This window comes from Nitratireductor sp. GZWM139, from assembly GCF_030068685.1.
Classification (GTDB): Bacteria; Pseudomonadota; Alphaproteobacteria; order Rhizobiales; family Rhizobiaceae; genus Nitratireductor; species Nitratireductor aquimarinus.
In genome coordinates, this window is the sequence record NZ_JAMQML010000006.1 from 171,831 (window position 1) to 195,496 (window position 23,666).

The following is a 23,666-nucleotide window of genomic DNA, read 5'->3' on the forward strand; positions in this document are numbered from 1 at the left end:
GCTCCATCTAATGTTCAGATCGTCCTTTGTGCGTCCGAATGGGACGCACGGCGATCCAGCTCAGGAGATTGCCATCTTCTGCATGTCCACGAGCTTGGTGATACCCTTGCGGGCAAGTCCCATCAAGGCTGCGAACTCGTCCTCGGAGAAGGGCTCGCCTTCAGCCGTGCCCTGAATCTCCACGATGCCGCCCTTGCCGGTCATCACGAAGTTGGCGTCGGTCTCGGCAGCCGAATCTTCGAGATAGTCGAGGTCGAGAACGGGCGTTCCATTGTAGATGCCGCAGGAAATGGCGGCCACATGGTCCTTGAGGACCTTGTCGCGGCTGACCATCTGGCGCGCTTCCATCCACGAAAGGCAGTCCGAAAGGGCGATGAAACCGCCGGTGATGGCTGCCGTGCGGGTGCCGCCATCGGCCTGGATCACGTCGCAGTCGACGGTGATCTGCTTTTCGCCAAGCGCCTGCAGGTCGACGACCGAGCGCAGCGAGCGGCCGATCAGGCGCTGGATCTCGAGCGTGCGGCCGCCCTGCTTGCCGGAAGAGGCTTCGCGGCGCATGCGGTCGCCGGTGGAGCGCGGCAGCATGCCGTATTCCGCCGTCACCCAGCCTTGGCCGGAATTGCGCAGCCATGGCGGAACGCGCTCTTCAAGGCTGGCCGTGCACAGCACATGGGTGTCGCCGAAGCGCACCAGACACGACCCCTCAGCGTGCTTGGAAAAGCCCCGCTCGAAGCTGACGGCACGCATTTCATCGGGTTCGCGTTTGGAAGGGCGCATGGGCGGTTCTCTCCAGTGTCATTTGGTGTTGGCGGCTTGTAGCTTCGCGGGTGCGTCAACGCAAAGGAAATCCGGAAACGACTGGAAATCCAGCTGTGCGCGCACCTTCATGACTGTTGTCATCCATGGGATGCCGCTTATATTCGACATATCAGAGGCCGCGAATGACGAAACCAGTCTTGGACAGAGATTTTCACGAACACGCACTGCAATCGCTGGATTCCCGCTCCCGCGAGATTTTCCGCGTCATCGTGGAATCCTATCTGAGAGACGGCGACCCGCTGGGTTCGCGCAGCCTTTCGCGCATTCTCTCCACGCAGCTTTCGCCGGCCACCATCCGCAACGTGATGAGCGACCTGGAGCATCTGGGCCTCATTTACGCGCCGCATGTTTCTGCCGGCCGCATGCCCACGCAGCAGGGGTTACGCTTCTTCGTCGACGCCTTCATGGAAATCGGCGACCTGTCGGACAATGAGCGCCGCATCATCGAAACGCAGGTCAAGGCGTCGAGCAGCGGTCATTCGCTCGATCACATGCTGACGGAGGCGAGCCAGCTTCTGTCCGGCCTTTCGCGCGGTGCGGGACTGGTGCTCGCCACAAAGTCGGAAGCAGCGCTCAAGCACATCGAATTCGTGCAGCTTGAGCCGCGCAAGGGGCTTGCCGTGCTCGTCTCGCAGAATGGCGACGTGGAAAACCGCGTCATCGATCTGCCGGAAGGCGTCACCATCTCGCAATTGCATGAGGCGTCCAACTTCCTCAATGCGCATATTCGTGGCCGCACGCTCGCCGAAACGCGGACCGAGCTGTCGCGCCTGCAGGAAGAAACACGCGCCGCGCTCGACACGCTCTCGCAGGAGCTGGTGGAGCAGGGGCTCGCCGTGTGGGCGGGGACCGAAAGCGGCCAGCCGGCGCGGCTGATCGTGCGTGGCCGGGCAAACCTTCTGGAAAACCTGACGGCGGAGGCCGATCTGGAGCTTCTGCGCCGGCTGTTCGAAGATCTGGAGACCAAGGAAGGTCTCATCCAGCTTCTCGACATGGCCGAGGAAGGGTCGGGCGTGCGCATCTTCATCGGCTCGGAAAACCGGCTCTTCTCGCTTTCCGGCTCGTCGCTTGTGGTTGCGCCCTACCGTGATCAGGAATCGCGCGTGATCGGCGCGCTTGGCGTCATCGGCCCCACGCGGCTCAACTATGCCCGCATCGTGCCGATGGTCGACTATACGGCCCAGATCGTGGGGCGCCTTCTGCGTTAGCGGATTAAGTCACACCGGAAGCCAGTACGCGAATGCATCAGGCCACCCCTTGATTTTGCCCGCACGAACCTCGATATCGGACGCAATATCCGAACAATTGTAGAACCATAGACGGACTGTCATGACCAATCAGGCTAAGGACAACGAAGCAACCAGACCCGGAACGGCCGAGGAGCAGGACCTGAAGGCGTCCGAAGCGCACGCCGGCGGCGAGGCGGTTTCGGAAGAAGACGTCCTGGTGCGGCTGGCCAGGGAAAACGAGGAGCTGAAGGAACGTGCCCTTCGCCTCGCGGCCGAAATGGAAAACCTGCGCAAGCGCACCGCACGCGACGTCGCCGAAGCGCGCAGCTATTCGATCGCCGGCTTCGCCCGCGACATGCTGACGGTTTCCGACAATCTGCGCCGTGCGCTCGAAGCGGTGCCGGCGGAAGCCCGTGCGGCTGCCGACAGCGGACTTGCCTCGCTGATGGAAGGCGTCGAGATGACGGAGCGCTCCATGCTCTCCACTTTGGAGCGCCATGGCGTGAAGCAGCTCGACCCGAAGGGTGAGCGTTTCGACCCGCATTTCCATCAGGCAATGTTCGAGGTGCCGGACCCGACAACCCCTGAAAACACCGTCGTTCAGGTGGTGCAGCAGGGCTTCGTGATCGGCGAGCGCGTTCTGCGCCCGGCCATGGTCGGCGTCGCCAAGGGCGGCCCGAAGGCCGGCGCGGTGCAGAATGGCGAGAATGCTTCGGCAGAGCCCGGTCCGCCCAATCCGCAGGCCGAACGCGACGCGTAAGGCGTGATTTGTTCATCGCCGCGGGGCATCGCGCGCCCGCGGCGACAGACCTCTCCTGCACCTCTTTCCGGGCGCAAAAATCGCTTTGTAGCGGCGCTTGCTTCCTATTCATCCGCCCTTCGGCTATCCAGAGTGCCGGGGAGGGCCAGATGGATCCTATTCAGCTTCTTGATTATGCGGGTGTTGCGGTGTTTGCCGCCACAGGCGCGCTTGCGGCCTCACGCAAGGAACTCGACCTTATCGGTTTCATGTTCCTGGCCGGTGTGACGGGCACAGGCGGCGGCACGCTGCGCGATCTCGTTCTGGGCGTTCCGGTCTTCTGGGTCGAAAACCACATTTACATCATCGTCTGCGCCGTCGTGGCGCTGCTCGTCTTCTTTGGCGCGCCGCTGGTGGAATATCGCTATCGGCTGCTTCTGTGGCTCGATGCCGCCGGCCTTGCCGCCTATTCGGTGCTGGGCGCGGCCAAGGGGCTTGAAGCGTCCGGTTCGGCCATCGTGGCGGTGGTGACGGGCATGCTCACCGCAACATTCGGCGGCGTGTTGCGCGATGTGCTGGCGGGCGAACCGTCGGTTCTCATGCGTCCGGAAGTCTATGTCTCTGCCGCACTCGTCGGTGCCAGCGTGTTCACCGTGGCCGATCTGGCAGGTGTGCAGGGCGCTGTGGCGGCCCTGATCGCCGTCACCGCCGCTTTTCTGGTGCGCGGCGGTGCACTCAAATTCGGCTGGACGATCCCGCGCTATCGTTCGCGGCCGGGCCGTCCGCCGGAAGAGCTAGAGTAGTGCCCCTAGATCAGGCCAGCCTGTTCGGCCTCGTAGCGCAGGTCTTTCTGCGGGCGCGGGCCATACTGCTGGATGACCAGACCGGCGGCGAATGAGCCCAACCGGCCGCAATCGGCGAGGCTGCGCCCGTTCGTGTAGCCGTAGAGAAAGCCTGCCGCATAGAGATCGCCTGCGCCGGTGGTATCCACCAGCTCGTCGATGGCAATGGCGTCGACCGGGATCGTCTCATCCCTGGTGACGATGATCGAGCCCTTCTCGGAGCGGGTCACGATCGCCATGCTAGTGTCTCTGCGGATTTCTTCCAGTGCACTGTCGAAGGACGCGGTCTGGTAAAGCGACAGAAGCTCGTGCTCATTGGCGAAAACGATGTTCACGCGGCCTGAACGCATCAGTTCCAGAAACTCGTCGCGGTAGCGGTCGACGCAGAACGGGTCGGACAGCGACATGGCCACTTCACGGCCTGCGGCATGGGCCGCGTCGGCGGTCATGCGGATCGCTTCCTTGGCGCGCGGCGGGTCCCACAGATAGCCCTCGAAATAGGTGACCTTGGAACCGCTGGCCTTTTTCTCTTCCACGTCTTCCGGGCCAAGCTCCACGCAGGCGCCCAGATAGGTGTTCATGGAACGCTCGCCATCCGGGGTGACGAAGATCATGGAGCGGGCTGTCGGCGGATGCCCGTCAAGCGGCTTGGTGTCGAAGGCGACGCCCAGCGCGCGAATGTCGTGCGCGAAGATCTTGCCGAGCGCATCGTCGGAGACCTTGCCGAAATAGGCAGCCTTGCCGCCGAAGCCCGCAATGCCGGCCGCCGTGTTGCCGGCGCTGCCGCCGGAAGCCTCGATGGCCTGTCCCATGCGGTCATAGAGCAGGGTGGCGCGGTCGACATCGATGAGGTTCATCGCGCCGCGGATGATGTTGTTGTCTTCCAGAAACGCTTCGTCGCAACGGGCGATAATGTCGACAATGGCGTTGCCGATGCACAGCACGTCATATTCGCTCAAGTTCAGATCTCCAGATATGCAAGGGAAGCGTTGTTGGCTCAAATCTCCGGGCGGTTTAGCGGTTTGACCGGGATTTGCAAGCCATCGGTGCGAACCGTGCGCCTTGCGCCGGCCTTGAGCGCACCCTATCTCGAAGCGGCAGACACACCGTGAAAGGCCCTTTACCCGTATGATCCTTGATGCGGCGCGCGCCGCCATAAGCCGTCTTTTCTCCCGTGAGTTCCGCAGCGTGTTCTTCAAGACGCTCGGTCTGACGCTTCTCGTGCTTGTCGGCGTGTGGCTCGGCACAAAGGAACTGTTCGAGTATTTCGCGCTGCCGTGGTTCGATGCGTTCTTCCCGGATATGCCTTCATGGCTGGGCTGGCTGAGCTTCGTCGCGGCGATTGCGGCGGGGCTCGGTCTTGCGGCCGGGCTTGCGCTTCTCATCGCGCCGGTGACCGCCGTGATCGCCGGTCTCTTCCTCGACGATGTGGCCGAGGTGGTGGAGAAGGAAGACTATCCGCAGGACCCGCCCGGCAAGGCGCTGCCGCTTGGCGCGGCCATAGCCACATCCATCAAGTTTTTCGGCGTCGTCATTCTCGGCAACATCATCGCGCTCCTGCTGCTTCTGGTGCCGGGCGTGAACATTCTCGCCTTCTTCCTCGTCAACGGCTATCTGCTGGGGCGTGAATTCTTCGAATTCGCCGCCATGCGCTTCCGCAGCGAGGCGGATGCAAAGGCGCTGCGCCGCCGCCATGCGGGCACCATCTTCCTTGCCGGTCTGGTGATCGCGGGCTTCCTGGCCGTGCCGATCCTCAACCTGCTGACGCCGCTGTTTGCGGCCGCCATGATGGTGCACCTGCACAAGCTGATTTCGCAGGAAGACGCGGCAAGAACCGCGCGCGGGGTGGAGTTGCGCGGCTAGAGCGCTTCCGCTTCTTCTGGAATTGCTGGATCAGGCCTGCGGAGCCAGCTCCACCAGCGGGGCGGGGATTTCGTTCGTCTTCTCCGCCGACTTGCAGATATCGGCGATCACGCAGGCCACGCAGTCGGGTTTGCGCGCCTTGCAGACATAGCGCCCGTGCAGGATCAGCCAGTGATGGGCGTGGCGCATGAACTCCGCCGGAATGATCTTCACCAGCGTGTCCTCGATCTGCTCGGGCGTCTTGCCCGGCGCAAGCCCGATCCGGTTGCCGATGCGCAGAATATGCGTGTCGACGGCCATGGTGGGCTGCCCGAACGACATGTTGAGAACCACATTGGCCGTCTTGCGCCCGACGCCCGGCAGGGTGACCAGCGCCTCGCGATTGTCGGGCACCTGTGACCCGTGATCGCGGATCAGCGCCTCGCTCAGCGCGATGACGTTCTTCGCCTTGTTGCGCCACAGGCCGATGGTGCGGATGTATTCGCCCACCTGCTCCTCGCCGAGCGCCAGCATTTTCTCCGGCGTGTCGGCCACCTTGAAGAGATCGCGCGTCGCCTTGTTCACGCCGGCGTCGGTTGCCTGTGCCGACAGGACCACCGCCACCAGAAGCGTGAAGGCGTTGACATGCTCCAGCTCGCCCTTCGGCTCCGGGCGCTGCACCGAGAAACGGCGGAAGATCTCGTGGATCTCCTCTGGCGTGTAAACGGTCCTGCGGCGACGGGTGCGGCCTGGTTTGCGGGGTGCTGCAATTTTCTTCTTGGGCTTTTCCATGTGCCTTCTATAATCGGGATCATGGCTGAAACAAACACCGCAGACGCACCTGTTTTTCAGGCGTTGCTCACGCCTTATCGCTCGCTGAGCGGGCGCGGGTTTGCCGTTCTGATGGGCCTTCTCCTGCTTGTGTGGCTGACCATCGGCGCGGTCTTCCTGCGGATCGGCGCATGGCCGGTGTTCGGCTTTTTCGGGCTCGACATTCTGGCCATCTATGTGGCGTTTCGGGTGAACTACCGCGCCGCGCGGGTGCGCGAGGAAGTGCGCCTGTCGCGCACCAGCCTCGACATTCGCAAAGTGCCGCCCTCCGGCAAGGCGGAGGAGCATCATTTCAACCCGTTCTGGACGCGGTTCCGCATCGACCGTCACGACGAGATCGGCATCACCGACATGGCGGTGGAAATGCGTGGCGAGCGGGTCGAACTGGGCAGCTTTCTGAACCCCGACGACCGTGAAAGCTTCGCGACCGCATTCGGGCAGGCGCTGGCCACCGCCAAGGGGCGCTGAGCTTTGCAGGAAACGGGTGGTGCGGATGCGCTGAAACCGTCATTGTCGGCTTCGATGGAGATTTGACGAGGCGCGGCGCGACAGCGACCGGCGCCGGGAATGGACGCCATGAACATGCAGACCGCGCTTTTGCAACGCGATGTGACCCCGGAAGACAGCGATTACGAGATCGTGCGCCGGGTCATCGAAAAGATCAGCCTCGATTATCGCGACCAGCCCTCGCTGGAGGAAATCGCGCAGGAGGTGGGCGACACGCCGACCGGCCTGCAAAAACTCTTCACGCGATGGGCGGGGCTTTCGCCCAAGGCGTTCCTGCAGGCGGTGACGCTGGATCACGCGCGGCGGCTTCTCGATTCCGGCATGCCGCTGCTTGATGCAGCCCTTGAACTTGGCATGTCGGGGCCGGGCCGTCTGCACGATCTGTTCGTGACCCATGAGGCGATTTCACCCGGCGAATACAAGGCGCGCGGGGCAGGGCTCACCATGCGCTACGGGTTTCACATTTCGCCCTTCGGTCAGGCCCTGATCATGGTCACGGAACGCGGCCTCGCGGGCCTTGCCTTCTGCGACGCGGGCGAGGAGCGTGCGGCGTTCGAGGACATGGCCTCGCGCTGGCCCAATGCCGATTATGTGGAAGACATGGCCGCCACCGCGCCCTGTGCGGCGCGCGTGTTCGAGCCGTCGCGCTGGCGTGCCGACGAGCCGCTGCGCGTGGTGCTGATCGGAACCGATTTTCAGGTGCGGGTCTGGGACGCGCTTCTCAAGATTCCGATGGGACGCGCCTGCGCCTATTCCGACATTGCCGGCACCATCGGCAAGCCCAGCGCCTCGCGCGCGGTTGGTGCTGCGGTGGGCGCCAACCCGGTTTCCTTTGTGGTGCCGTGCCATCGCGCCGTCGGCAAGTCGGGTGCGCTCACGGGCTATCACTGGGGCCTCACGCGCAAGCGCGCCATCCTTGGCTGGGAAGCGGGGCAGCTCTCGCAGTACAGCCAGCCGGCCTGACCCCGCAAAGACGTCTCTTGAGTGCGCATCGGAACAACCGAAAAACCGGATTCCACTTTTCGGCCCGATGCTCTACTTTCCGGCGCGAATAAGCGCGGGAGACAGTCTTGATCGTCATTATCGGTTCCATCAACCTCGACCTGATCGCCACGGTGCATCGGCTGCCGAAGCCCGGCGAAACGGTGCCCGGCGACACATTCGTCACTGCGCCGGGCGGCAAGGGAGCGAACCAGGCGCTGGCCGCACGGCGGGCCGGAGCGCGCACCCGCATCGTCGGTGCGGTGGGCAATGATCCTTTCGCCGGCGAGGCGCTGGAGCTTCTGGAGACGGCGGGTGTCGATCTCTCCGCCGTGCACCGGGCCGAAAGCGCCACCGGCACGGCCCATATCCTCGTTGACCGGGAAGGCGAAAACACCATCGCCGTCGTTCCGGGCGCCAATGCCGATGTTCTGCCCGGCCATGTGGCGCAGGCCGCACTGGCCGCCGGTGACCGTGTGCTTCTGCAACTTGAGATTCCGATCGAGACCGTTGCGGCCTCCATCGAGGAAGCGCGCAGGGCCGAGGCCATTTCGGTGCTCAACACCGCGCCCTACCGGCCCGAGGCGGCGTCGCTGCTTGCCGATGCGGATTACGTGGTCGCCAATGAGACCGAGTTCGACCTCTACGCCGATGCGCTGGGACTTGAAGGCGCAGACCGGCGCGCGCGCATGGAAGCGTTCGTGGCAGAGACCGGCCGCACCGTCATCGTGACGCTGGGCGGCGAGGGGGCATGGGCGGCAACGCCGGACGGCTTCGTCACCTGCCCGTCGATGAAGATCACGCCGGTCGACACGGTCGGTGCGGGCGACACGTTCTGCGGCTATCTGGCGGCAGGGCTGGCCGAGGGGCTGAAACTGGAAGCCGCACTGCGTCAGGCAGCGGCGGCAGGCGCGCTTGCCTGCCTGAAACCCGGTGCGCAGCCTGCCATTCCGCTGCGTAAGGATGTGGACGCGGCGCTCGCCTGAGCGTTCAGCAGTCAGGTGTTTTCACCTGACTGCAACCCGACCTAAAGCCGCGCAAGCCGCTCCGTCAGGAGCGTGAAGAAGCCGTCATCGTCGATGTCGCGCATCACGAGCGCGTTTTCCGGGCGGTCCGTCACCCGCCACCAGTCGATCACCGTCATGCCCATGGTCAGTTCGGAGCCGGTCTCCACGGTGACATTGCAGCTGCGCCCCGTGAAGAGTTCGGGCTTCAGAAGATAGGCGATGACGCAGGGGTCGTGCAGCGGCCCGCCATCGGTGCCGTATTTCTCTTCATCGAAGCGCTCGAAGAATTCCAGAAGCTCGGCGCATGCCGCGCCGACCTTCGTGTCGAGCGCGCGAATGGCCGCGATGCGGGCGCGCGTGGTCAGCGCCTTGTGGGTCACGTCGAGCGGCATCATCACGACCGGCACGCCCGAGCGCAGCACCACATCGGCCGCATGCGGGTCCACATAGATGTTGAACTCTGCCGTGGGGGTGACATTGCCGCCCTCGAAGAACCCGCCGCCCATCAGCACGATCTCGCGGATGCGCGTGGCGATCCGCGGTTCACGGTTCAGCGCCAGCGCGATGTTGGTGAGGGGGCCAAGCGGGCAAAGCGTGATCTCGCCTTCGCCATGGGCCATCAGCGTGTCGATGATGAAATCGACCGCATGGCCATCCTGAAGCGGCATTTCGGGTTCCGGCAGATCGGGACCGTCAAGGCCGGTGCGGCCATGCACATGCTCCGCCGTCACCAGATCGCGCACCAGCGGGCGGATCGCGCCGGCGAAAACCTTCGTCCCGGGCTTTCCGGCCAGTTCGCAGATCTTGCGCGCGTTCTTCTCCGTCAGCGCCAGCGGCACATTGCCGGCCACGGCGGTGATGCCCAGCACGTCCAGCTCGGGGCTGGCCAGCGCAAGTAACAGGGCAAGAGCGTCGTCCTGACCGGGATCCGTGTCGATAATAATCTTGCGCGCCGCCGTCATGCAGTTGCTCCAAAATGCTTGAAACGCAGGGTTTGAGCGACCATATCAGTTGCAACGGAGAAAATGCCATTCGGGTTTTCTTCTATCCACGTCGCTCTTTGAGGACTGTAATAAATGACGCGTATGACGCCTTTCTCGAATCCGCTCCTTTTAGGGTTCGACAGCATGGAAAAAACGCTCGAGCGCATTGCGAAATCGGGCGATGGCTACCCGCCCTACAATATCGAGCGCATCCGCGCCGAAGGCGGGCAGGGCGTGAGACTCCGCATAACACTGGCCGTAGCGGGCTTCGGTGCGGATGATCTGGACGTCACAACGGAAGAAAACCAGCTCATCATTCGCGGCCGACAGACCGAAGAAGGCGAGCGTGAGTACCTCCATCGCGGCATTGCCGCGCGCCAGTTTCAGCGCATGTTCGTGCTGGCGGAAGGCATGCGGGTGCTGAACGCCGATCTCAAGAACGGCCTCCTGTCCATAGACCTGGACCGACCCGAGCCGGAACGGCTGGTACAAAAAATAAACATTTCCGTGAAAGACTGACATACTGGTCTTATTCGGGAGGAAACCGGGCGGGCTGACCCGTCCCGGAACCTTGGGCTCTTCAGCGGGTTGGTTTCCAGGGGAAACGCCTGCGTTAAGGAGGCTTCGATGACCGAACATGAAAGCAAGATCGCCATTACCCAGCAGCAGCTTGCCCACATCGGCGAGGGTGCAGTGGCCTATATGCGCGAGATGGATGCCGAAGACCTGCAGGGCAAGTTTCCCGGCATGCCTGACCTGAAGCCGGGCACACGGCTCTGGGCGCTTTTCGGCGCAGACGGTCAGCCCATCTTACTGGCAGACGCCCGCGACACAGCGCTCGCAGGCGCGATGCAGAACGATCTGGAGACCGTCAGTCTCCACTGACCGAACACGTTCTGCGCGGAAACAGGCGACGCCGCTTCCGCGCAGATGGAAAGCCACTGTCAAAAGTCACAGTTACGTGGCGGATTTCGGTGAGAGATTGCCGGTAGCCGTCTCCTTTTCGTCTTGACAGCCGGGCCGATCTTCCAGGGAATGGCGCAGGCACTTACATCGTGATTGCCGTCAAATCTGGAGGAAGGCCATGCCGGCCAGCAGCAGGACGTTTCCGCTTATTGATGTTTGGGGCAAACCGGAAGAAAGAGGCCGCCAGATCGGTTCGGCCTTGAATGAGCGGATCGCCCGTACGCTTTCTATCTACAAAACCTATTTCGACCGCCCCGAAGGCGAAATCCTCGCGGCGGCAGCGCAGTTTCGCGATGTGATCGCTGCTTTCGATCCGCGCGCCTGCGCCGAGATGGATGGCATCGCCGATGGTGCGGATGTCGATCCTCTCTGGATCGTCGCGCTCAATGCGCGCAGCGAGCTTCTCTCCGCACTCTCAGCGTCCGAATGCACCGTGGTGCAATACACCGGAACGCCCTTTGTGGGGCAGAACTGGGACTGGTCGGAAAAGCTTGAAGAGCTGGTCGTTCTCATTCGCTCGGAAGATGAACGCGGCAAACGCTTTCTGACAATGACCGAGCCCGGCATGCTGGCCAAGGTCGGCCTCAATGATGCGGGCTTCGGCGTGTGCCTGAACTTCCTGCCGACGCCCAAGCCCACGCGCGGCGTGCCTTCCCACATTCTCCTGCGGTCACTTCTCGACGCCGGCTCCTGGGCCGATGTGGAAGAGACGCTTGAGCGGGCAGGGGTGGGGCGCTCGCTCAATCTTCTGGTCGCCGGCAGGGACGGCCGCGCCATCAATATCGAGTATGAGGGCGATGCGGCGCGGCGCATGGAGCCGGGCGGTACGGCGACCACGCACACCAATCACTACGTCACCTGCAAGGCTCCGGTCGATGCCGAGCTGCTGGAGAATTCCACGGCGCGGCTTGAGCGCATCCGTGCGCTGACGGCGCCGGGAACGCCGGCTGATCTCGCCCGGCTAAAAGCCGTGCTTTCCGACAATGCGCATCCCGAACACGCCATCCTGGCCCCGTATCGGGACAGTGACGGGTTTTTGGGGCGCAAGGGCACGATCTGCACCATCGCCATGGATCTGGCCGAGCGGCGCATGCACATCCGCCGGGGCAATGATCCGGCGGTTCCCTTCGTCGAAATTGCGGTCACGCAAAAGGAAACGGCCTTCTCGATGTGAGAAGGCCGTTCCGGCATTTTGCCTGTCGCAGACGATCAGGCTTGTCGCAGACGATCAGGCGGCGTTGGAAGCCGGCGTCTGCGCCAGGAAACTGTGAATGGCGGCAGCATCCTTGGTGCCGCGGATCTTGGCGGTGTTCTCGGCATCGCGCAGCACGCGCGCAATGCGCGACAGCGCCTTGAGATGGTCAGCGCCGGCGCCTTCCGGCGCAAGCAGCAGGAAGACCAGATCGACGGGTTGATCGTCGATGGCTTCGAAGTCGACCGGCGTTTCCAGGCGTGCGAACACGCCGGTGATGCGGTCTATGCCGGGCAGCTTGCCGTGCGGAATGGCGACGCCATTGCCCACACCGGTGGAGCCCAGGCGTTCGCGCTGCAGGATCGTGTCAAAGATCTCGCGCTCCGGCAATCCGGTTACCCCAGCCGCCTTTTCGGCAAGAAGCTGCAGAAGCTGCTTCTTCGAATTGGCCTTCATCGCCGGGATCACCGCTTTCTGGTCGATCAGATCGCTCAGATCCATGTCTTATGCATCCTTTGCTTTGTCTGTCCGCCGGCCATGCTCGATGGCCGGCGCTGACGCTGGCACGGAACTTATGCGCTTGCCACTACCGACGGATCGATCCAGCCGATGTTGCCATCGGCGCGTCGGTAGACAATGTTCACTTCGTTGCTTCCGGCATTGCGGAACACGAAGACGGGATTGTCCTTGGTGTCGAGTTCGATGACGGCGGTAGCCACAGACATGGTCTGCAGGGCCATCTTCGATTCAGCAACCACGGTCGGCGCGTAGTCTTCCGGGACCTCTTCTTCATCTTCGGCCACCGGGGCCATGACGCGATAGGCAATGTCCATCTGATCGACATGCTGGCCGTTGTTGTGGGACTTAAGCCGGCGCTTGTAGCGGCGAAGACGCTTTTCGATGCGCTCTGCGGCAGCATCAAAAGCGGCTTGCGGCTCCTGCGCCTGACCCGTGCCCTGCAACACCATGCCAGTGTCGAGATGGATCATGCAATCGGCGGCAAAACGAGAACCCGACTTTTCTACCGTAACGCGACCAGCAAACCCACCGTCGAAATATTTGTCGACGGCTTCGCCGATGCGTCCCTCGATACGCGAGCGAAACGCTTCGCCGATGTCCATATGTTTTCCGGAAATACGTAAGCTCATCTGAATACAGACCTTTCCTGATCAGACACCGAACGAATCGAGTTTATACGTGTGGCTTGCATGTACAAGGTGCCGCGGCGGATTGTGATCTCGGTCTGCCGCGTTTCCCTTCTTCGTTTGCTGGCACTACGGACAAAAGTCTAAAAGGCTCTCAGGCCTGTGGTCCATGCGGGCGGGCTTCTAGTGTTTTCCGGCGGTCTTGTCAATTCGACCGGGGTTTCGGGTCAGGAGCCGGCCCCTGCCGCCGCCAGCATCTTCTTCTCGCGCCTGCGTTGTACCGAAGAGGGAATATTGAGCGCTTCCCGGTACTTGGCGACGGTGCGGCGGGCTATGTCGATGCCCTCCGAGCGCAGCATATCCACAAGCGCGTCGTCGGAAAGAACGGTGGCCGGTTTCTCCGCGTCGATCAACGCACGGATGCGGTCGCGCACGGATTCTGACGAGTGTGCATCGCCGCCCGACGCCGATGCGAGAGCGGAGGTGAAGAAGTAGCGCAGCTCGAACGTGCCGCGCGGGGTCATCATGTATTTGTTGACCGTGACGCGGCTGACGGTGGACTCGTGCATGCCGATGGCTTCGGCCACCGTGCGTAGATTGAGCGGGCGAAGATGGCTCACGCCGTGGACGAGGAAGGCATCCTGCTGGCGCACGATCTCGGACGCCACCTTCAGTATGGTTCTGGCCCGCTGGTCGAGGCTTCGCGCCAGCCAGTTGGCGCTTTGCAGGCATTCGCTCAGGAATTCGCGCTCATTGTCGCGCGCCTGGGGAGAAATCTCCGCGTAATAGGGCTCGTTGACGAGAACGCGCGGAAGGGTCTCCGGGTTCAGCTCCACCGCCCAGCTTCCGTCGCTTGCCGCCCGCACCACGATGTCGGGCACGATCGGATCGGCGGTGCCGCCGGAAAACGCCATGCCCGGCTTGGGATCAAGCATGCGGATCTCGGCCAGCATGTCGGCCAGATCCTCGGCGTCCACCCCGCAGAGCCGGCCGAGCGTGCGGAAGTCGCGCTTTGCCAGAAGGTCGAGATTGTCGACCATCGCCTTCATGGCCGGGTCGTAGCGGTCCTGCGCAATCAGTTGCAGGGCAAGGCATTCAGCCAGATCGCGCGCGAAAATGCCGGGCCGATCGAAGGTCTGGCAGGTGGCGAGCACGGCGTCGACCGTTGCGGGCTCCGCGCCGATGCGTTCGGCAATCTCCGCCGTTTCGACAGCCAGATAGCCCGCCTCATCGAGGCCATCGGCCAGTTCATGAGCGATGAGCAATTGCGCCGGGTCTGAAAAGGCGAGCGCGATCTGACCGTTCACATGGTCGCGCAGCGTGGTTGCGGCGGCGGTGGTGCTTTCGAGGTCGAAGGCGCTGCCGCCGGAGCCTTGCAGGCCGTTTCCGCCGGCGGATTTCCACTGGGCCGAGAGGTCGGCGCTGATACGCTCCTGCGTGCCGGGATCGTCGGGGAACAGGTTTTCGAGCGAAGAATCCAGTTTTTCCGAGATGGATTTTGCGGTGTTTTCGCGTGGTTCCGGCTCGTTTTGCCAGGTTTCGGCGCGTTCTTCTGAATTCTCTTCGCCCCGTTCCAGAAGCGGATTGCGCTCAATCTCGGCGTCGAGAAAATGCTCAAGCTCCACATGCGTCATCTGCAGCAGTTTGATGGACTGCAGAAGCTGCGGCGTCATGACCAGCGATTGTGTCTGACGCAGATGGAGTTTTGGCGCGAGCACCATGAAGTTTTGGCCCCTGTTCGGTGCGGCAACAATGTTGCCGCAGAACGGGATTCAATTGGCCCGACTTTTGCTTGTCAAGCCAGAAAGCAGTGAAGCCGCAGCTTAGAGCGTGAAGCCTTCGCCCAGATAGAGGCGACGCACATCGGCATTGCCGACGATCTCGTTGGGGCGGCCGTGGGTCAGAACCTGACCGGCATGGATGATGTAGGCCCGGTCGATCAGGCCCAGCGTTTCACGCACATTGTGGTCGGTGATGAGCACGCCGATGCCGCGCGCCGTCAGGTGACGCACGAGCTGCTGAATATCGGTCACGGCGATGGGATCGATGCCCGCAAAGGGCTCATCGAGCAGCATGAAGTTGGGCCGGCTGGCAAGCGCGCGCGCAATTTCCAGACGCCGCCGCTCACCGCCCGAAAGGGCGACGGAGGGCGATTTGCGCAGATGGCTGATGTTGAACTCTTCGAGAAGTGCGTCGAGGTTCTTGTCGCGTTCCTTGCGGCTCGGCTCCACCACTTCGAGAATGGCGCGGATGTTCTGCTCGACCGTCAGGCCGCGAAAGATCGAGGCTTCCTGCGGCAGGTAGCCGATGCCAAGCCGGGCGCGGCGATACATGGGCATGCCGGTCACGTCGTGGCCGTCGATGTGGATCGTGCCCTGATCCACCGGCACGAGGCCGGTGACCATGTAGAAACAGGTGGTCTTGCCGGCGCCGTTCGGCCCGAGCAGGCCCACGGCCTCGCCGGCGCGCACGCCGATGGACACACCGCTGACGACCTGGCGGCCCTTATAGGCCTTGGTGAGGCCGCGTGCGATGAGCGTGCCCTTGTACTCGGGAAGCTTGCCGCTCGCAGGATTCTCTGCCGCGGGCTCCTTGGCGGCCCGCATTTTACGCAACTTGGAAATCAACGCGGTTTACTGCCTGTTCTGGGAGCCGGGAGTGAGGAGCATCTTCACGCGGCCGCCGGCCTTCGTGTCCTTGCAGCCATCGAGTTCGGCCTGGCCGTTCTTCATCTGAACCGTGAGACGGCAGCCGACGATAACGTTCTCGCCTTCGGACAGGACCACTTCCTTGCCCGAGAGAACAAGCACTTCGGTCTTCATGTCGAATGTGGCGCTGTCGCCGGTGGCGACCTGGTTTTCCGACTTCACATAGACGTTTCCGTCCACTTCGAGCCGGTCGATATTGGCGCTGCCGGTTGCGGCCGAACCGCCGTCCTGCAAGTAGTAGACCTTCATGCGTCCGGCCTTGAGCAGGGTCGGACCCTGAACGACGGAGACATTGCCGGAGAACACGGCGACATTGTCTTCTTCGCGAACCTCAAGCCGCTCGCTCTCGATCTGAATGGGTTTGTCGCCGGAAAGCTGCAGCCCGGTCAGGCGGCTTTGCGAATCCTGCGCAAGTGCGGCGGACGAAAGTCCGGCCAAAAGAAGCGCGCCCGTGGCGAGCCCTGAGAAGCTTCTGATGCGCATGATGTTCCTTTCCGTTCCCTCTTGTGCCGCAGCCTCAGTTGCGTGCGTCGGCGGTTTCACGGATCCGTGACGGGTCGATTGTAACGCGAACGCGTTTATCGAATACAAACACCTTGCCGCCTTCCTCCGCAGCGAAGGAATCGGCTGCAATCTTCGTCCCGTCAAGTTCGATTTCAACCGGATTCGAGGAGGAGAGGCTGCTTTTTGCGATGTCGATTTCGGCGGAGTCGAGTTTTGCGACAATGCCCGACGTGGTGCGCAGTGCAATTTCGCTGGTGATGTCGAGGCGGTTGTTGCCGCGGTCATAGACGCCGTCGCTTGCCTGAATGGTGGCGAAATTGTCGCCATCGACCGGCACATGGGCGCGAATGCCTTCCAGCTCGATTACATCCTCGCCGCCAAGCTTCTGGCGGGCGCGTTCGGCGGTCATCTTGTAGGGGCGGTCGTCGCTGGTGAAGCCGTTCAGCTCGGGGCTGGACATGACCAGCGAACCGCCCTCGATGGAGGCGCTGGCCAGATCGATCGCCCCGCGTGTGCCGGAGAACAGGTAGGAATAGCCAACGAAGACCACCGTGATGGCGATTGCAACAGCCGGCAGCACGCGCTTCAAAAGGCGCACGCGCCGGGAGTGACGCGAGGCCAGCGCAAAGTCTTCGGCGCCGCGCTCGGTGTTGCGGATCGCGTCGCCGTGACCTCTCCTTGCCGCGCCTGCGGCATTGTCTTTTGGGTTACTCATGTGCTTTGCGCTTTTCCGTGAGCTTGGCGGCCAGTCAACTGGACGCCCGGGTGGACGCCCGGGCATGGCCCTTCCCGGATACAGTCAGCGCCATCCCCCGGAGGGATGCACCTCGAGGGATGCACCTCGAGGAATGCACCTCGCGCCTGACGGCGAAACGATGTCGCCGACCCCTTGGTCAGAACTGCGTAGCCGGAAAGCCTCAGATCCTAAACTTGCCCCTTGCTTCCAAATCTCACCCCAATATGGCTATTTTTGGATTAACGACAATGATTTACGTGCAAGTTTCTTCGTGTTTGCAGCTGTTGCGCGAATTCCCGGCGAAATCTTGTACAAGGCGGTGGTTCCGGGGGCGGCTTTGGACTAAAAGGCGCTGGTTTAGGACGAAATCCCTGTGAAGGTGAAAGCGAGGCTGTCATGTCCAATCGTGCGGATGAACTGATCGATCGTCGGCGTTTGCGGCGCAAGCTCACCTTCTGGCGCATTGCCGCCTTCGTGGTGATCGTGCTGGCAATCGGCTTCGCCACGCAGCGCCTGATGAGCGATGCGGCCGGCGTGTCTTCCAGCCACATTGCGCAGGTGAAAATCTCCGGAACGATCTTCGAGGATGACGAACTGCTGGAGCGGCTCGACCGGATTCGCGAGACGCCGGCGGTCAAGGGCGTCATCCTGACCATCGATTCCCCCGGCGGTACGACGGCTGGCGGTGAAGCCATTTTCGAGGAAATCCGCCTTTTGGCCGCAGAAAAGCCCGTTGTCGCACAGGTGGGGACGCTTGCCGCTTCCGCCGGATACATGATCGCCAGCGCCACGGATCACATCGTTGCACGGCAGTCTTCCATCGTCGGCTCCATCGGCGTCCTGTTCCAGTATCCCGATGTGAGCGGCCTCATGGACAAGCTCGGCGTGAAGCTGGAGGAAATCAAATCCTCGCCGCTCAAGGCCGAGCCTTCTCCTTTCAAGCCAACCAGCGAAGAAGCCCGCGCGATGATCCGCTCTATGATCCTCGACAGCTATGACTGGTTCGTCGATCTGGTGGCGGAGCGCCGCCCGCTGACGCGCGACGAGGTGCTCGAGGTTGCGGACGGCTCGGTCTTTACCGGGCGGCAGGGCGTTGAACTCAGGCTGGTCGATGAGCTGGGCGGTGAGCGCGAAGCCAAGGCCTGGCTGGTCACACAGGGGCTGGACGAAGATCTGGACGTGGTGGAGTGGAAGAAGCGCGAAACAACGGGGAACCTGTTCCTGCCGGACCTTGCCTCGCGTTTCCTCGGTGTGCCGGAAGGCGGCGCGGACATCCTGCGCGAGCTGGGCGCGGATCGCATCTTCCTTGACGGTCTGCTGTCGGTCTGGCAACCTGAAAACAGAAGGTTGCCTGACTAAAAAAAGCAAACAAAATCACCATTGTGTCGTAAACGACCGGGCGTTAAACAGGCCATTTCAGCGGCGGAAAAGAATCCATGATCAAATCAGAGCTCGTGCAGACGATCGCCAATCGCAACCCGCATCTCTACCTTCGCGACGTCGAGAACATCGTCAACGCGATCTTCGAAGAGATTTCGGACGCGCTCGCAGAAGGCAATCGCGTGGAGTTAAGGGGCTTCGGCGCGTTCTCGGTGAAAAACCGTCCCGCCCGCACGGGCCGCAACCCGCGCACCGGTGAATCCGTTGAGGTGGAGGAGAAGTGGGTTCCCTTCTTCAAGACCGGCAAAGAGCTGCGCGAGCGCCTCAATGAGGACAAGGACAGCTAGTCCTTCCCCCGGACACTTACTCTTCAGGGGGCACTTACTTTTTAGATAGCAGTGGATTGAAATGGCCAACCGCATCATTCTCGTTCTTGTCCTCGTGCCTCTGGCGGTGATCATCATCGCGCTTGCAGTGGCGAACCGCGCGGCAGTGCCTTTCACCATCGACCCGTTCAATCCGGGCAATCCGGCGCTCACCATCGAGTGGCCGCTGTTCGTTTATCTTTTTGCCGCCCTTGGTTTCGGCATGATTGTCGGCAGTCTCGCCACCTGGCTGCGTCAGGGGCGCTACCGGCGTGATGCGCGCGAGCGCAAGAAGGAAGTCGACAAGCTGCGCCAGGCCCCGCCGGCCAGCCCGAACGCACCGCAGATCCCGCAATCCCCCTCCTGACCCTCCAGCCAGAAGGCCCAGCCAATGCTCTCCATTTCCGCCGACCAGGTCGACGCGTGCCTGGACTATGCCGAACTCGTGCAGACATTGGGCGAAGCCTTCAGGAAGGGCGCCGTTCAGCCGGTGCGTCATCACCACAATATCGAACGGCCTGAAGGCGCGGACAGCACGCTTCTTCTCATGCCGGCATGGAGCGATTTTTCGCGGCTGGCGGGTGACGATTCCGGTTATATCGGTGTGAAGATCGCGGCAGTCTCGCCGGACAACAACGCCATCGGCAAACCGGCGGTGATGGCAGTCTATCTCTTGATGAATGGCACCACGGGCGAACCGCTGGCGCTGATCGACGGCCAGCGCCTGACGGCATGGCGCACCGCATGCGCCTCCGGTCTCGCCGCTTCTTATCTGGCGCGGAAGGATGCCTCGAAGCTGCTGATCGTCGGAGCGGGCGCGCTTTCGCCCATGCTGGCACGCACCCATTCGGCGATCCGGCCGATTGACGATATCAGGATCTGGAACCGCTCCAGCGAAAATGCCGAGAAGGTTGCCGAGACGCTGCGCGCTGAGGGCATGAACACCTCCGTGGCCGACGATCTCGATGCTGCCATCGGCGAAGCGGACATCGTGTCGTGTGCAACGCTTTCCACCGTGCCGCTGGTCAAGGGCGCGCTTTTGCAGCCCGGCGTTCATGTGGATCTGGTGGGCGCGTTCACGCCGACCATGCGCGAGAGCGACGACGAGGCGATGCGCCGTGCGTCGGTTTTCGTGGACACGCATGCCGGCGCGACCAAGGAGGCCGGCGACGTCGTTCAGGCGATTGCCGCCGGCGCACTTACGGCGGATGACATCAAGGCGGATTTCTTCGAGCTGACGCGCGGCGAGAAGCCGGGGCGGACGAGCGACGACGAAATCACGCTGTTCAAATCCGTCGGCGCGGCCATCGAAGATCTGGCCGGCGGTATCGCGATCTACGAAAAGCATCGCTGACGGCTTTGTTGCCTGTCCCGCGCGCCTGTGGCAGAAGCGCGGGCATTATAGCTCATTGGCGGAGACCCGATTGAAGCCTGCGCGCGCCAAGCGCCGGAACGATGACCGGCGCAGCCCAAAAAAACAGACGGCCCCCCGCGAGAAGACGCAGGGCCAGTCCGAACCCAATTCACGCCCCGCGCCGCCGCGCCGTCAGGGCAAGCTTCCTGACGAGCGTTTGCCCGTCATTCTGGAAGTGCTGCCCAATGACGATTATGCGCTTTTGGATTCCGGCGGCGGGCAGAAGCTCGAGCAATACGGTCCTTACCGCATTGTGCGCCCCGAGGGGCAGGCGATCTGGCAGCCCGCACTCGGTCCGGCCGAGTGGCAGAAGGCCGACGCCATCTTCACCGGCGACACGGATGAAGAGGGCATGGGGCGCTGGCGCTTTCCGAAGGAGCCGCTGGGCGAGACCTGGCCCATGCGCCATGACGGGATCGACTATCTGGGCCGTTTCACCTCGTTTCGCCATGTGGGCGTTTTCCCCGAGCAGGCGACCCACTGGTCGCACATGGAAACGCTGGTGCGCGAGGCGCGCCGTCCCGTGAAGGTGCTGAACCTGTTCGGCTATACGGGGCTTGCCTCGCTGGTGGCCGCCCGCGCCGGCGCGGAAGTGACCCATGTGGATGCCTCCAAGAAGGCGATTGGCTGGGCACGGGAAAATCAGGAAATGGCCGGGCTCGGCGACAAGCCGATCCGCTGGATCTGCGAAGACGCGGTGAAGTTTGCCGAGCGTGAGGCGCGGCGCGGCAACAGCTATGACATCGTGCTGTTCGACCCGCCGGCCTATGGCCGTGGACCGAAGGGCGAGGTGTGGCAGCTGTTCGAGGATCTGCCCTATCTGGCGGATCTCTGCCGCTCGATCCTGACGCCGAAGCCGCTGGCCGTGGTGCTGACGGCCTATTCCATCCGCTCTTCCTTCTTTGCCATTCACGCGCTGATGCGTGACACATTTGCGGGCTATGGCGGTCGGGTGGAATCGGGTGAACTGATCATTCGCGAGCAATCGGCGGGCCGGGCCCTGTCGACCTCGCTGTTTTCGCGCTGGGTGGCGTCATGAGCGGACATGAGAACGAGCGGCGCAGGCCGGGCCAGGTGAAGGAAGTCACCAGCCTGACCAACCCGATCATCAAGGACATTCGCGCGCTGGCGCAGAAGAAGTTTCGCGACCGCGAACACGCTTTCATCGCCGAGGGGCAGAAGCTGGTGATCGATGCGTTCGACGCCGGCTGGACGATCCGCACACTGCTCTACGCCAAGGCGGGGCGCGGCAATGAAGCAGTGGAGCGGCTTGCCGCCCGCACCGTGGCTGCCGGCGGCCTCGTGCTGATCGTCAGCGAGAAGGTGATGTCGGCCGTTACCAAGCGCGACAATCCGCAGATGGTGGTGGGCGTTTTCGAGCAGAAGACGACGCCGCTTGCCAGCGTGAAGCCGGCCGATGGCGAGGTCTGGGTGGCGCTCGACCGGGTGCGTGATCCGGGCAATCTGGGCACGGTTTTGCGGACGGTCGACGCCGTTGGCGCAAAGGGCATCATCCTGGTTGGCGACTGCACCGACCCGTTCTCCTTCGAGACGGTGCGCGCGACCATGGGCTCCATCTTCGCCGTGCCGATCGTGCGCGCGAGCCAGGATGCGTTTCTTGCTTGGCGCAAGGGGTTTGGCGGCCGTGTGGTCGGCACGCATCTGAAGGGCTCGGTCGACTACCGCACCGTCGATTACCGGAAGGGGCCGGTGCTGCTCCTGATGGGCAATGAGCAGCAGGGCCTGCCGGACGTGCTGGCGGAAAGCTGCGACACGCTGGTGCGCATTCCGCAGGCGGGGCGGGCGGATTCGCTCAACCTCGCCGTGGCGACGGGCGTGATGCTCTACGAGATCCGGCGCGATGCGCTGCCGCTTGAGGAAAGGGCGGGCCCATGAGCATGCGCAGCATCGGTTTCTACGGCCTCCTGATTGCTCTGTTTGCGCTTGCCGATCAGGTGGTGAAGGAACTGGTCGAGACCATGATGCCGCTGCATGAGCGGATCGACCTTTTGCCGTTCCTTTCGCTTCTGCATTCGCGCAACACCGGCATCGCCTTCTCCATGTTCTCGGGCATGAGCGGCATCGGGCTCAGCATCGTGATGGCGGGGGTGATCCTGTTCATCGGCTATCTGGCGCTGCGCACCGGCGCTTCGCAGACCTGGGCGCGGCTAGGCTTCGCGCTCATTCTGGGCGGCGCGGTGGGCAATCTCATCGACCGGCTGACCCTCGGCTTCGTCACCGATTACATCTACTTCCACACGCCGGTCTGGTCGTTTGCGATCTTCAATCTGGCGGATGTCTTCATCACCGTGGGAGCGGGGCTTGTGATCCTCGAGGAGTTTCTCGACTGGCGGCGCGGGCGCTCAGGCCGCTCAGGCGGTGAGGCGCGCCCGGATTGACCTTGCGCCCCGCGCGCCGCACTCTCTCTCATCATTGAAGACCGTAACCAGCCGGAGTGAGTGATGACGGAGACGTTCAAAGCGGTTCTGATTTCGCGGGATGAAGACAAGAAGCAATCCGTTGCCTGGACGGAGCTTTCCGAAGACGACCTGATGGAGGGCGACGTTACGGTTGCCGTGGAAGCGACCACGGTGAACTACAAGGACGGGCTCGCCATCACCGGCAAGGCCCCTGTGGTGCGCCGCTTTCCGCTTGTTCCCGGCATCGATTTTGCCGGCACGGTCACGACATCGAGCCATCCCGACTGGAAGGAAGGCGACCGCGTCATCCTCAATGGCTGGGGCGTGGGCGAGACGCATTACGGCGCCTATGCCCAGCGCGCGCGGGTCAATGGCGACTGGCTCGTGCCGCTGCCCGACGGCATGAGCGCGAAGGATGCGATGGCGGTGGGCACAGCCGGCTACACGGCCATGCTGTGCGTAATGGCGCTGGAGCGCCACGGCATCACGCCGGAGCGCGGGCCGGTGGTGGTGACGGGCGCTGCCGGCGGTGTCGGCTCTGTCGCCGTGGCGCTGCTTGCCGGACAGGGGCATCACGTGATCGCCTCGACGGGGCGGGCCTCCGAAGCCGATTATCTGAAGGAACTGGGTGCTGCCGAGATCATCGACCGGGAGGAGCTTTCCGGTCCCGCCCGGCCGCTTGGCAAGGAGCGCTGGGCCGGCGGCGTGGACGCCGTGGGCAGCCACACGCTCGCCAATGTGCTGTCGATGACCTCCTATGGCGGGGCGGTGGCGGCCTGCGGGCTGGCGCAGGGCATGGACCTGCCGACAAGCGTTGCGCCGTTCATCCTGCGCGGCGTGTCGCTGCTGGGCATCGATTCCGTGATGGCCCCGAAAGCGCTGCGGCTGGAAGCCTGGCGGCGCATCGCCACCGAACTCGACCATGCGAAACTCAGCTCCATCGCCAGCGTGATCCCGTTTGGCGACGTGCTTTCGGCGGCGGAAGACATCATCGAAGGCCGGGTGCGCGGCCGGGTGGTGGTGGAGATGCCGTAACGGCGCGGAACCGTTAAAATG

The 23,666-nt window shown here is 63.0% G+C and carries 28 protein-coding genes; 18 read left to right on the forward strand and 10 right to left on the reverse strand.

Annotated features, from left to right (window positions below):
- Nucleotides 1–60 precede the first annotated feature (60 nt).
- On the reverse strand, nt 61–777 hold the full coding sequence (gene rph, locus NDI72_RS09515) for a ribonuclease PH (RefSeq protein WP_206994365.1): 717 nt from the start codon (nt 775–777) through the stop codon (nt 61–63).
- 164 nt (nt 778–941) lie between these two features.
- Here rph and hrcA point away from each other — a divergent pair, with 164 nt between their 5' ends.
- The 3 genes from hrcA (at nt 942) to NDI72_RS09530 (ending at nt 3,590) form a co-directional block, all read left to right on the forward strand.
- The gene (hrcA, locus tag NDI72_RS09520) at nt 942–2,027 is read left to right on the forward strand and encodes a heat-inducible transcriptional repressor HrcA (RefSeq protein WP_113153920.1); all 1,086 of its coding nucleotides are present in this window, start codon (nt 942–944) and stop codon (nt 2,025–2,027) included.
- Between the two features lie 121 nt (nt 2,028–2,148).
- A complete protein-coding gene (gene grpE / locus NDI72_RS09525; protein ID WP_206553553.1) occupies nt 2,149–2,808 on the forward strand; it encodes a nucleotide exchange factor GrpE in 660 nt (219 codons plus the stop codon).
- Nucleotides 2,809–2,957: 149 nt separating this feature from the next.
- The gene (locus NDI72_RS09530; protein WP_113153922.1) at nt 2,958–3,590 is read left to right on the forward strand and encodes a trimeric intracellular cation channel family protein; all 633 of its coding nucleotides are present in this window, start codon (nt 2,958–2,960) and stop codon (nt 3,588–3,590) included.
- Nucleotides 3,591–3,595: 5 nt separating this feature from the next.
- Here NDI72_RS09530 and NDI72_RS09535 read toward each other — a convergent pair whose 3' ends face one another.
- A complete protein-coding gene (locus NDI72_RS09535) occupies nt 3,596–4,588 on the reverse strand; it encodes an adenosine kinase (protein ID WP_206544441.1) in 993 nt (330 codons plus the stop codon).
- Nucleotides 4,589–4,757: 169 nt separating this feature from the next.
- Between NDI72_RS09535 and NDI72_RS09540 the strand changes: the two genes are divergently transcribed.
- Complete coding sequence (locus NDI72_RS09540) at nt 4,758–5,492, forward strand: sulfate transporter family protein (protein WP_206548725.1); 735 nt, start codon at nt 4,758–4,760, stop codon at nt 5,490–5,492.
- 30 nt (nt 5,493–5,522) lie between these two features.
- Here the strand turns inward: NDI72_RS09540 and nth are convergent, their stop codons facing one another.
- A complete protein-coding gene (nth, locus tag NDI72_RS09545) occupies nt 5,523–6,263 on the reverse strand; it encodes an endonuclease III (protein ID WP_113153925.1) in 741 nt (246 codons plus the stop codon).
- Between the two features lie 21 nt (nt 6,264–6,284).
- On the opposite strand from nth, the gene NDI72_RS09550 reads away from it, so the two are divergent.
- The 3 genes from NDI72_RS09550 (at nt 6,285) to NDI72_RS09560 (ending at nt 8,776) form a co-directional block, all read left to right on the forward strand.
- Nucleotides 6,285–6,770 carry a DUF2244 domain-containing protein gene (locus tag NDI72_RS09550; protein WP_206544444.1) on the forward strand — a complete coding sequence of 162 codons (486 nt, stop codon included), beginning with the start codon at nt 6,285–6,287 and terminating at the stop codon, nt 6,768–6,770.
- 108 nt (nt 6,771–6,878) lie between these two features.
- On the forward strand, nt 6,879–7,772 hold the full coding sequence (locus tag NDI72_RS09555) for a methylated-DNA--[protein]-cysteine S-methyltransferase (protein ID WP_283800331.1): 894 nt from the start codon (nt 6,879–6,881) through the stop codon (nt 7,770–7,772).
- 107 nt (nt 7,773–7,879) lie between these two features.
- Complete coding sequence (locus NDI72_RS09560; protein ID WP_283800332.1) at nt 7,880–8,776, forward strand: ribokinase; 897 nt, start codon at nt 7,880–7,882, stop codon at nt 8,774–8,776.
- A 41-nt stretch (nt 8,777–8,817) separates the two neighbouring features.
- Here NDI72_RS09560 and NDI72_RS09565 read toward each other — a convergent pair whose 3' ends face one another.
- Nucleotides 8,818–9,759 (reverse strand): nucleoside hydrolase, encoded by a 942-nt coding sequence (locus tag NDI72_RS09565; RefSeq protein WP_206544447.1) that lies wholly within the window; start codon nt 9,757–9,759, stop codon nt 8,818–8,820.
- A 114-nt stretch (nt 9,760–9,873) separates the two neighbouring features.
- Here NDI72_RS09565 and NDI72_RS09570 point away from each other — a divergent pair, with 114 nt between their 5' ends.
- From NDI72_RS09570 to NDI72_RS09580, 3 genes are all read left to right on the forward strand, one after another.
- Nucleotides 9,874–10,299 (forward strand): Hsp20 family protein, encoded by a 426-nt coding sequence (locus tag NDI72_RS09570; RefSeq protein WP_113153929.1) that lies wholly within the window; start codon nt 9,874–9,876, stop codon nt 10,297–10,299.
- A 108-nt stretch (nt 10,300–10,407) separates the two neighbouring features.
- Nucleotides 10,408–10,665 carry a BQ00720 family protein gene (locus tag NDI72_RS09575; protein WP_113153930.1) on the forward strand — a complete coding sequence of 86 codons (258 nt, stop codon included), beginning with the start codon at nt 10,408–10,410 and terminating at the stop codon, nt 10,663–10,665.
- Nucleotides 10,666–10,864: 199 nt separating this feature from the next.
- Complete coding sequence (locus NDI72_RS09580) at nt 10,865–11,920, forward strand: C45 family autoproteolytic acyltransferase/hydrolase (protein ID WP_206994361.1); 1,056 nt, start codon at nt 10,865–10,867, stop codon at nt 11,918–11,920.
- Between the two features lie 54 nt (nt 11,921–11,974).
- On the opposite strand, the gene ptsN is transcribed toward NDI72_RS09580, so the two are convergent.
- From ptsN to lptC, 6 genes are all read right to left on the reverse strand, one after another.
- On the reverse strand, nt 11,975–12,439 hold the full coding sequence (gene ptsN, locus NDI72_RS09585; protein WP_113153932.1) for a PTS IIA-like nitrogen regulatory protein PtsN: 465 nt from the start codon (nt 12,437–12,439) through the stop codon (nt 11,975–11,977).
- 71 nt (nt 12,440–12,510) lie between these two features.
- Nucleotides 12,511–13,086, reverse strand: a complete 576-nt coding sequence (gene hpf / locus NDI72_RS09590) for a ribosome hibernation-promoting factor, HPF/YfiA family (RefSeq protein ID WP_113153933.1) — start codon at nt 13,084–13,086, stop codon at nt 12,511–12,513.
- Nucleotides 13,087–13,310: 224 nt separating this feature from the next.
- On the reverse strand, nt 13,311–14,804 hold the full coding sequence (gene rpoN, locus NDI72_RS09595) for an RNA polymerase factor sigma-54 (protein ID WP_283800333.1): 1,494 nt from the start codon (nt 14,802–14,804) through the stop codon (nt 13,311–13,313).
- Nucleotides 14,805–14,906: 102 nt separating this feature from the next.
- Nucleotides 14,907–15,689: an LPS export ABC transporter ATP-binding protein gene (gene lptB / locus NDI72_RS09600; protein WP_224873525.1), complete on the reverse strand. Its 783-nt coding sequence runs from the start codon at nt 15,687–15,689 to the stop codon at nt 14,907–14,909.
- Between the two features lie 27 nt (nt 15,690–15,716).
- Nucleotides 15,717–16,274: an LptA/OstA family protein gene (locus NDI72_RS09605; RefSeq protein WP_113153936.1), complete on the reverse strand. Its 558-nt coding sequence runs from the start codon at nt 16,272–16,274 to the stop codon at nt 15,717–15,719.
- Nucleotides 16,275–16,308: 34 nt separating this feature from the next.
- Nucleotides 16,309–17,010, reverse strand: coding sequence for an LPS export ABC transporter periplasmic protein LptC (lptC, locus tag NDI72_RS09610; RefSeq protein WP_206544451.1), 702 nt, complete (start codon nt 17,008–17,010; stop codon nt 16,309–16,311).
- A gap of 417 nt (nt 17,011–17,427) precedes the next feature.
- On the opposite strand from lptC, the gene sppA reads away from it, so the two are divergent.
- The 8 genes from sppA (at nt 17,428) to acuI (ending at nt 23,645) form a co-directional block, all read left to right on the forward strand.
- A complete protein-coding gene (gene sppA, locus NDI72_RS09615; protein WP_206544452.1) occupies nt 17,428–18,390 on the forward strand; it encodes a signal peptide peptidase SppA in 963 nt (320 codons plus the stop codon).
- A 77-nt stretch (nt 18,391–18,467) separates the two neighbouring features.
- Complete coding sequence (locus NDI72_RS09620) at nt 18,468–18,758, forward strand: integration host factor subunit beta (RefSeq protein ID WP_113153939.1); 291 nt, start codon at nt 18,468–18,470, stop codon at nt 18,756–18,758.
- A gap of 61 nt (nt 18,759–18,819) precedes the next feature.
- Nucleotides 18,820–19,143, forward strand: coding sequence for a LapA family protein (locus tag NDI72_RS09625; protein WP_113153940.1), 324 nt, complete (start codon nt 18,820–18,822; stop codon nt 19,141–19,143).
- Nucleotides 19,144–19,167: 24 nt separating this feature from the next.
- Nucleotides 19,168–20,130, forward strand: a complete 963-nt coding sequence (gene lhpI, locus NDI72_RS09630) for a bifunctional Delta(1)-pyrroline-2-carboxylate/Delta(1)-piperideine-2-carboxylate reductase (protein ID WP_283800334.1) — start codon at nt 19,168–19,170, stop codon at nt 20,128–20,130.
- A gap of 70 nt (nt 20,131–20,200) precedes the next feature.
- Nucleotides 20,201–21,229 carry an RsmD family RNA methyltransferase gene (locus tag NDI72_RS09635; protein ID WP_113153942.1) on the forward strand — a complete coding sequence of 343 codons (1,029 nt, stop codon included), beginning with the start codon at nt 20,201–20,203 and terminating at the stop codon, nt 21,227–21,229.
- Nucleotides 21,226–22,086, forward strand: a complete 861-nt coding sequence (locus NDI72_RS09640) for a TrmH family RNA methyltransferase (protein ID WP_206544455.1) — start codon at nt 21,226–21,228, stop codon at nt 22,084–22,086. Before NDI72_RS09635 ends, NDI72_RS09640 begins: the two co-directional genes overlap by 4 nt.
- On the forward strand, nt 22,083–22,589 hold the full coding sequence (gene lspA, locus NDI72_RS09645; protein ID WP_206994358.1) for a signal peptidase II: 507 nt from the start codon (nt 22,083–22,085) through the stop codon (nt 22,587–22,589). Before NDI72_RS09640 ends, lspA begins: the two co-directional genes overlap by 4 nt.
- A gap of 63 nt (nt 22,590–22,652) precedes the next feature.
- Entirely contained in the window at nt 22,653–23,645 is a 993-nt protein-coding gene (acuI, locus tag NDI72_RS09650; protein WP_206994357.1) for an acrylyl-CoA reductase (NADPH), read from the forward strand.
- Nucleotides 23,646–23,666: the final 21 nt, after the last annotated feature.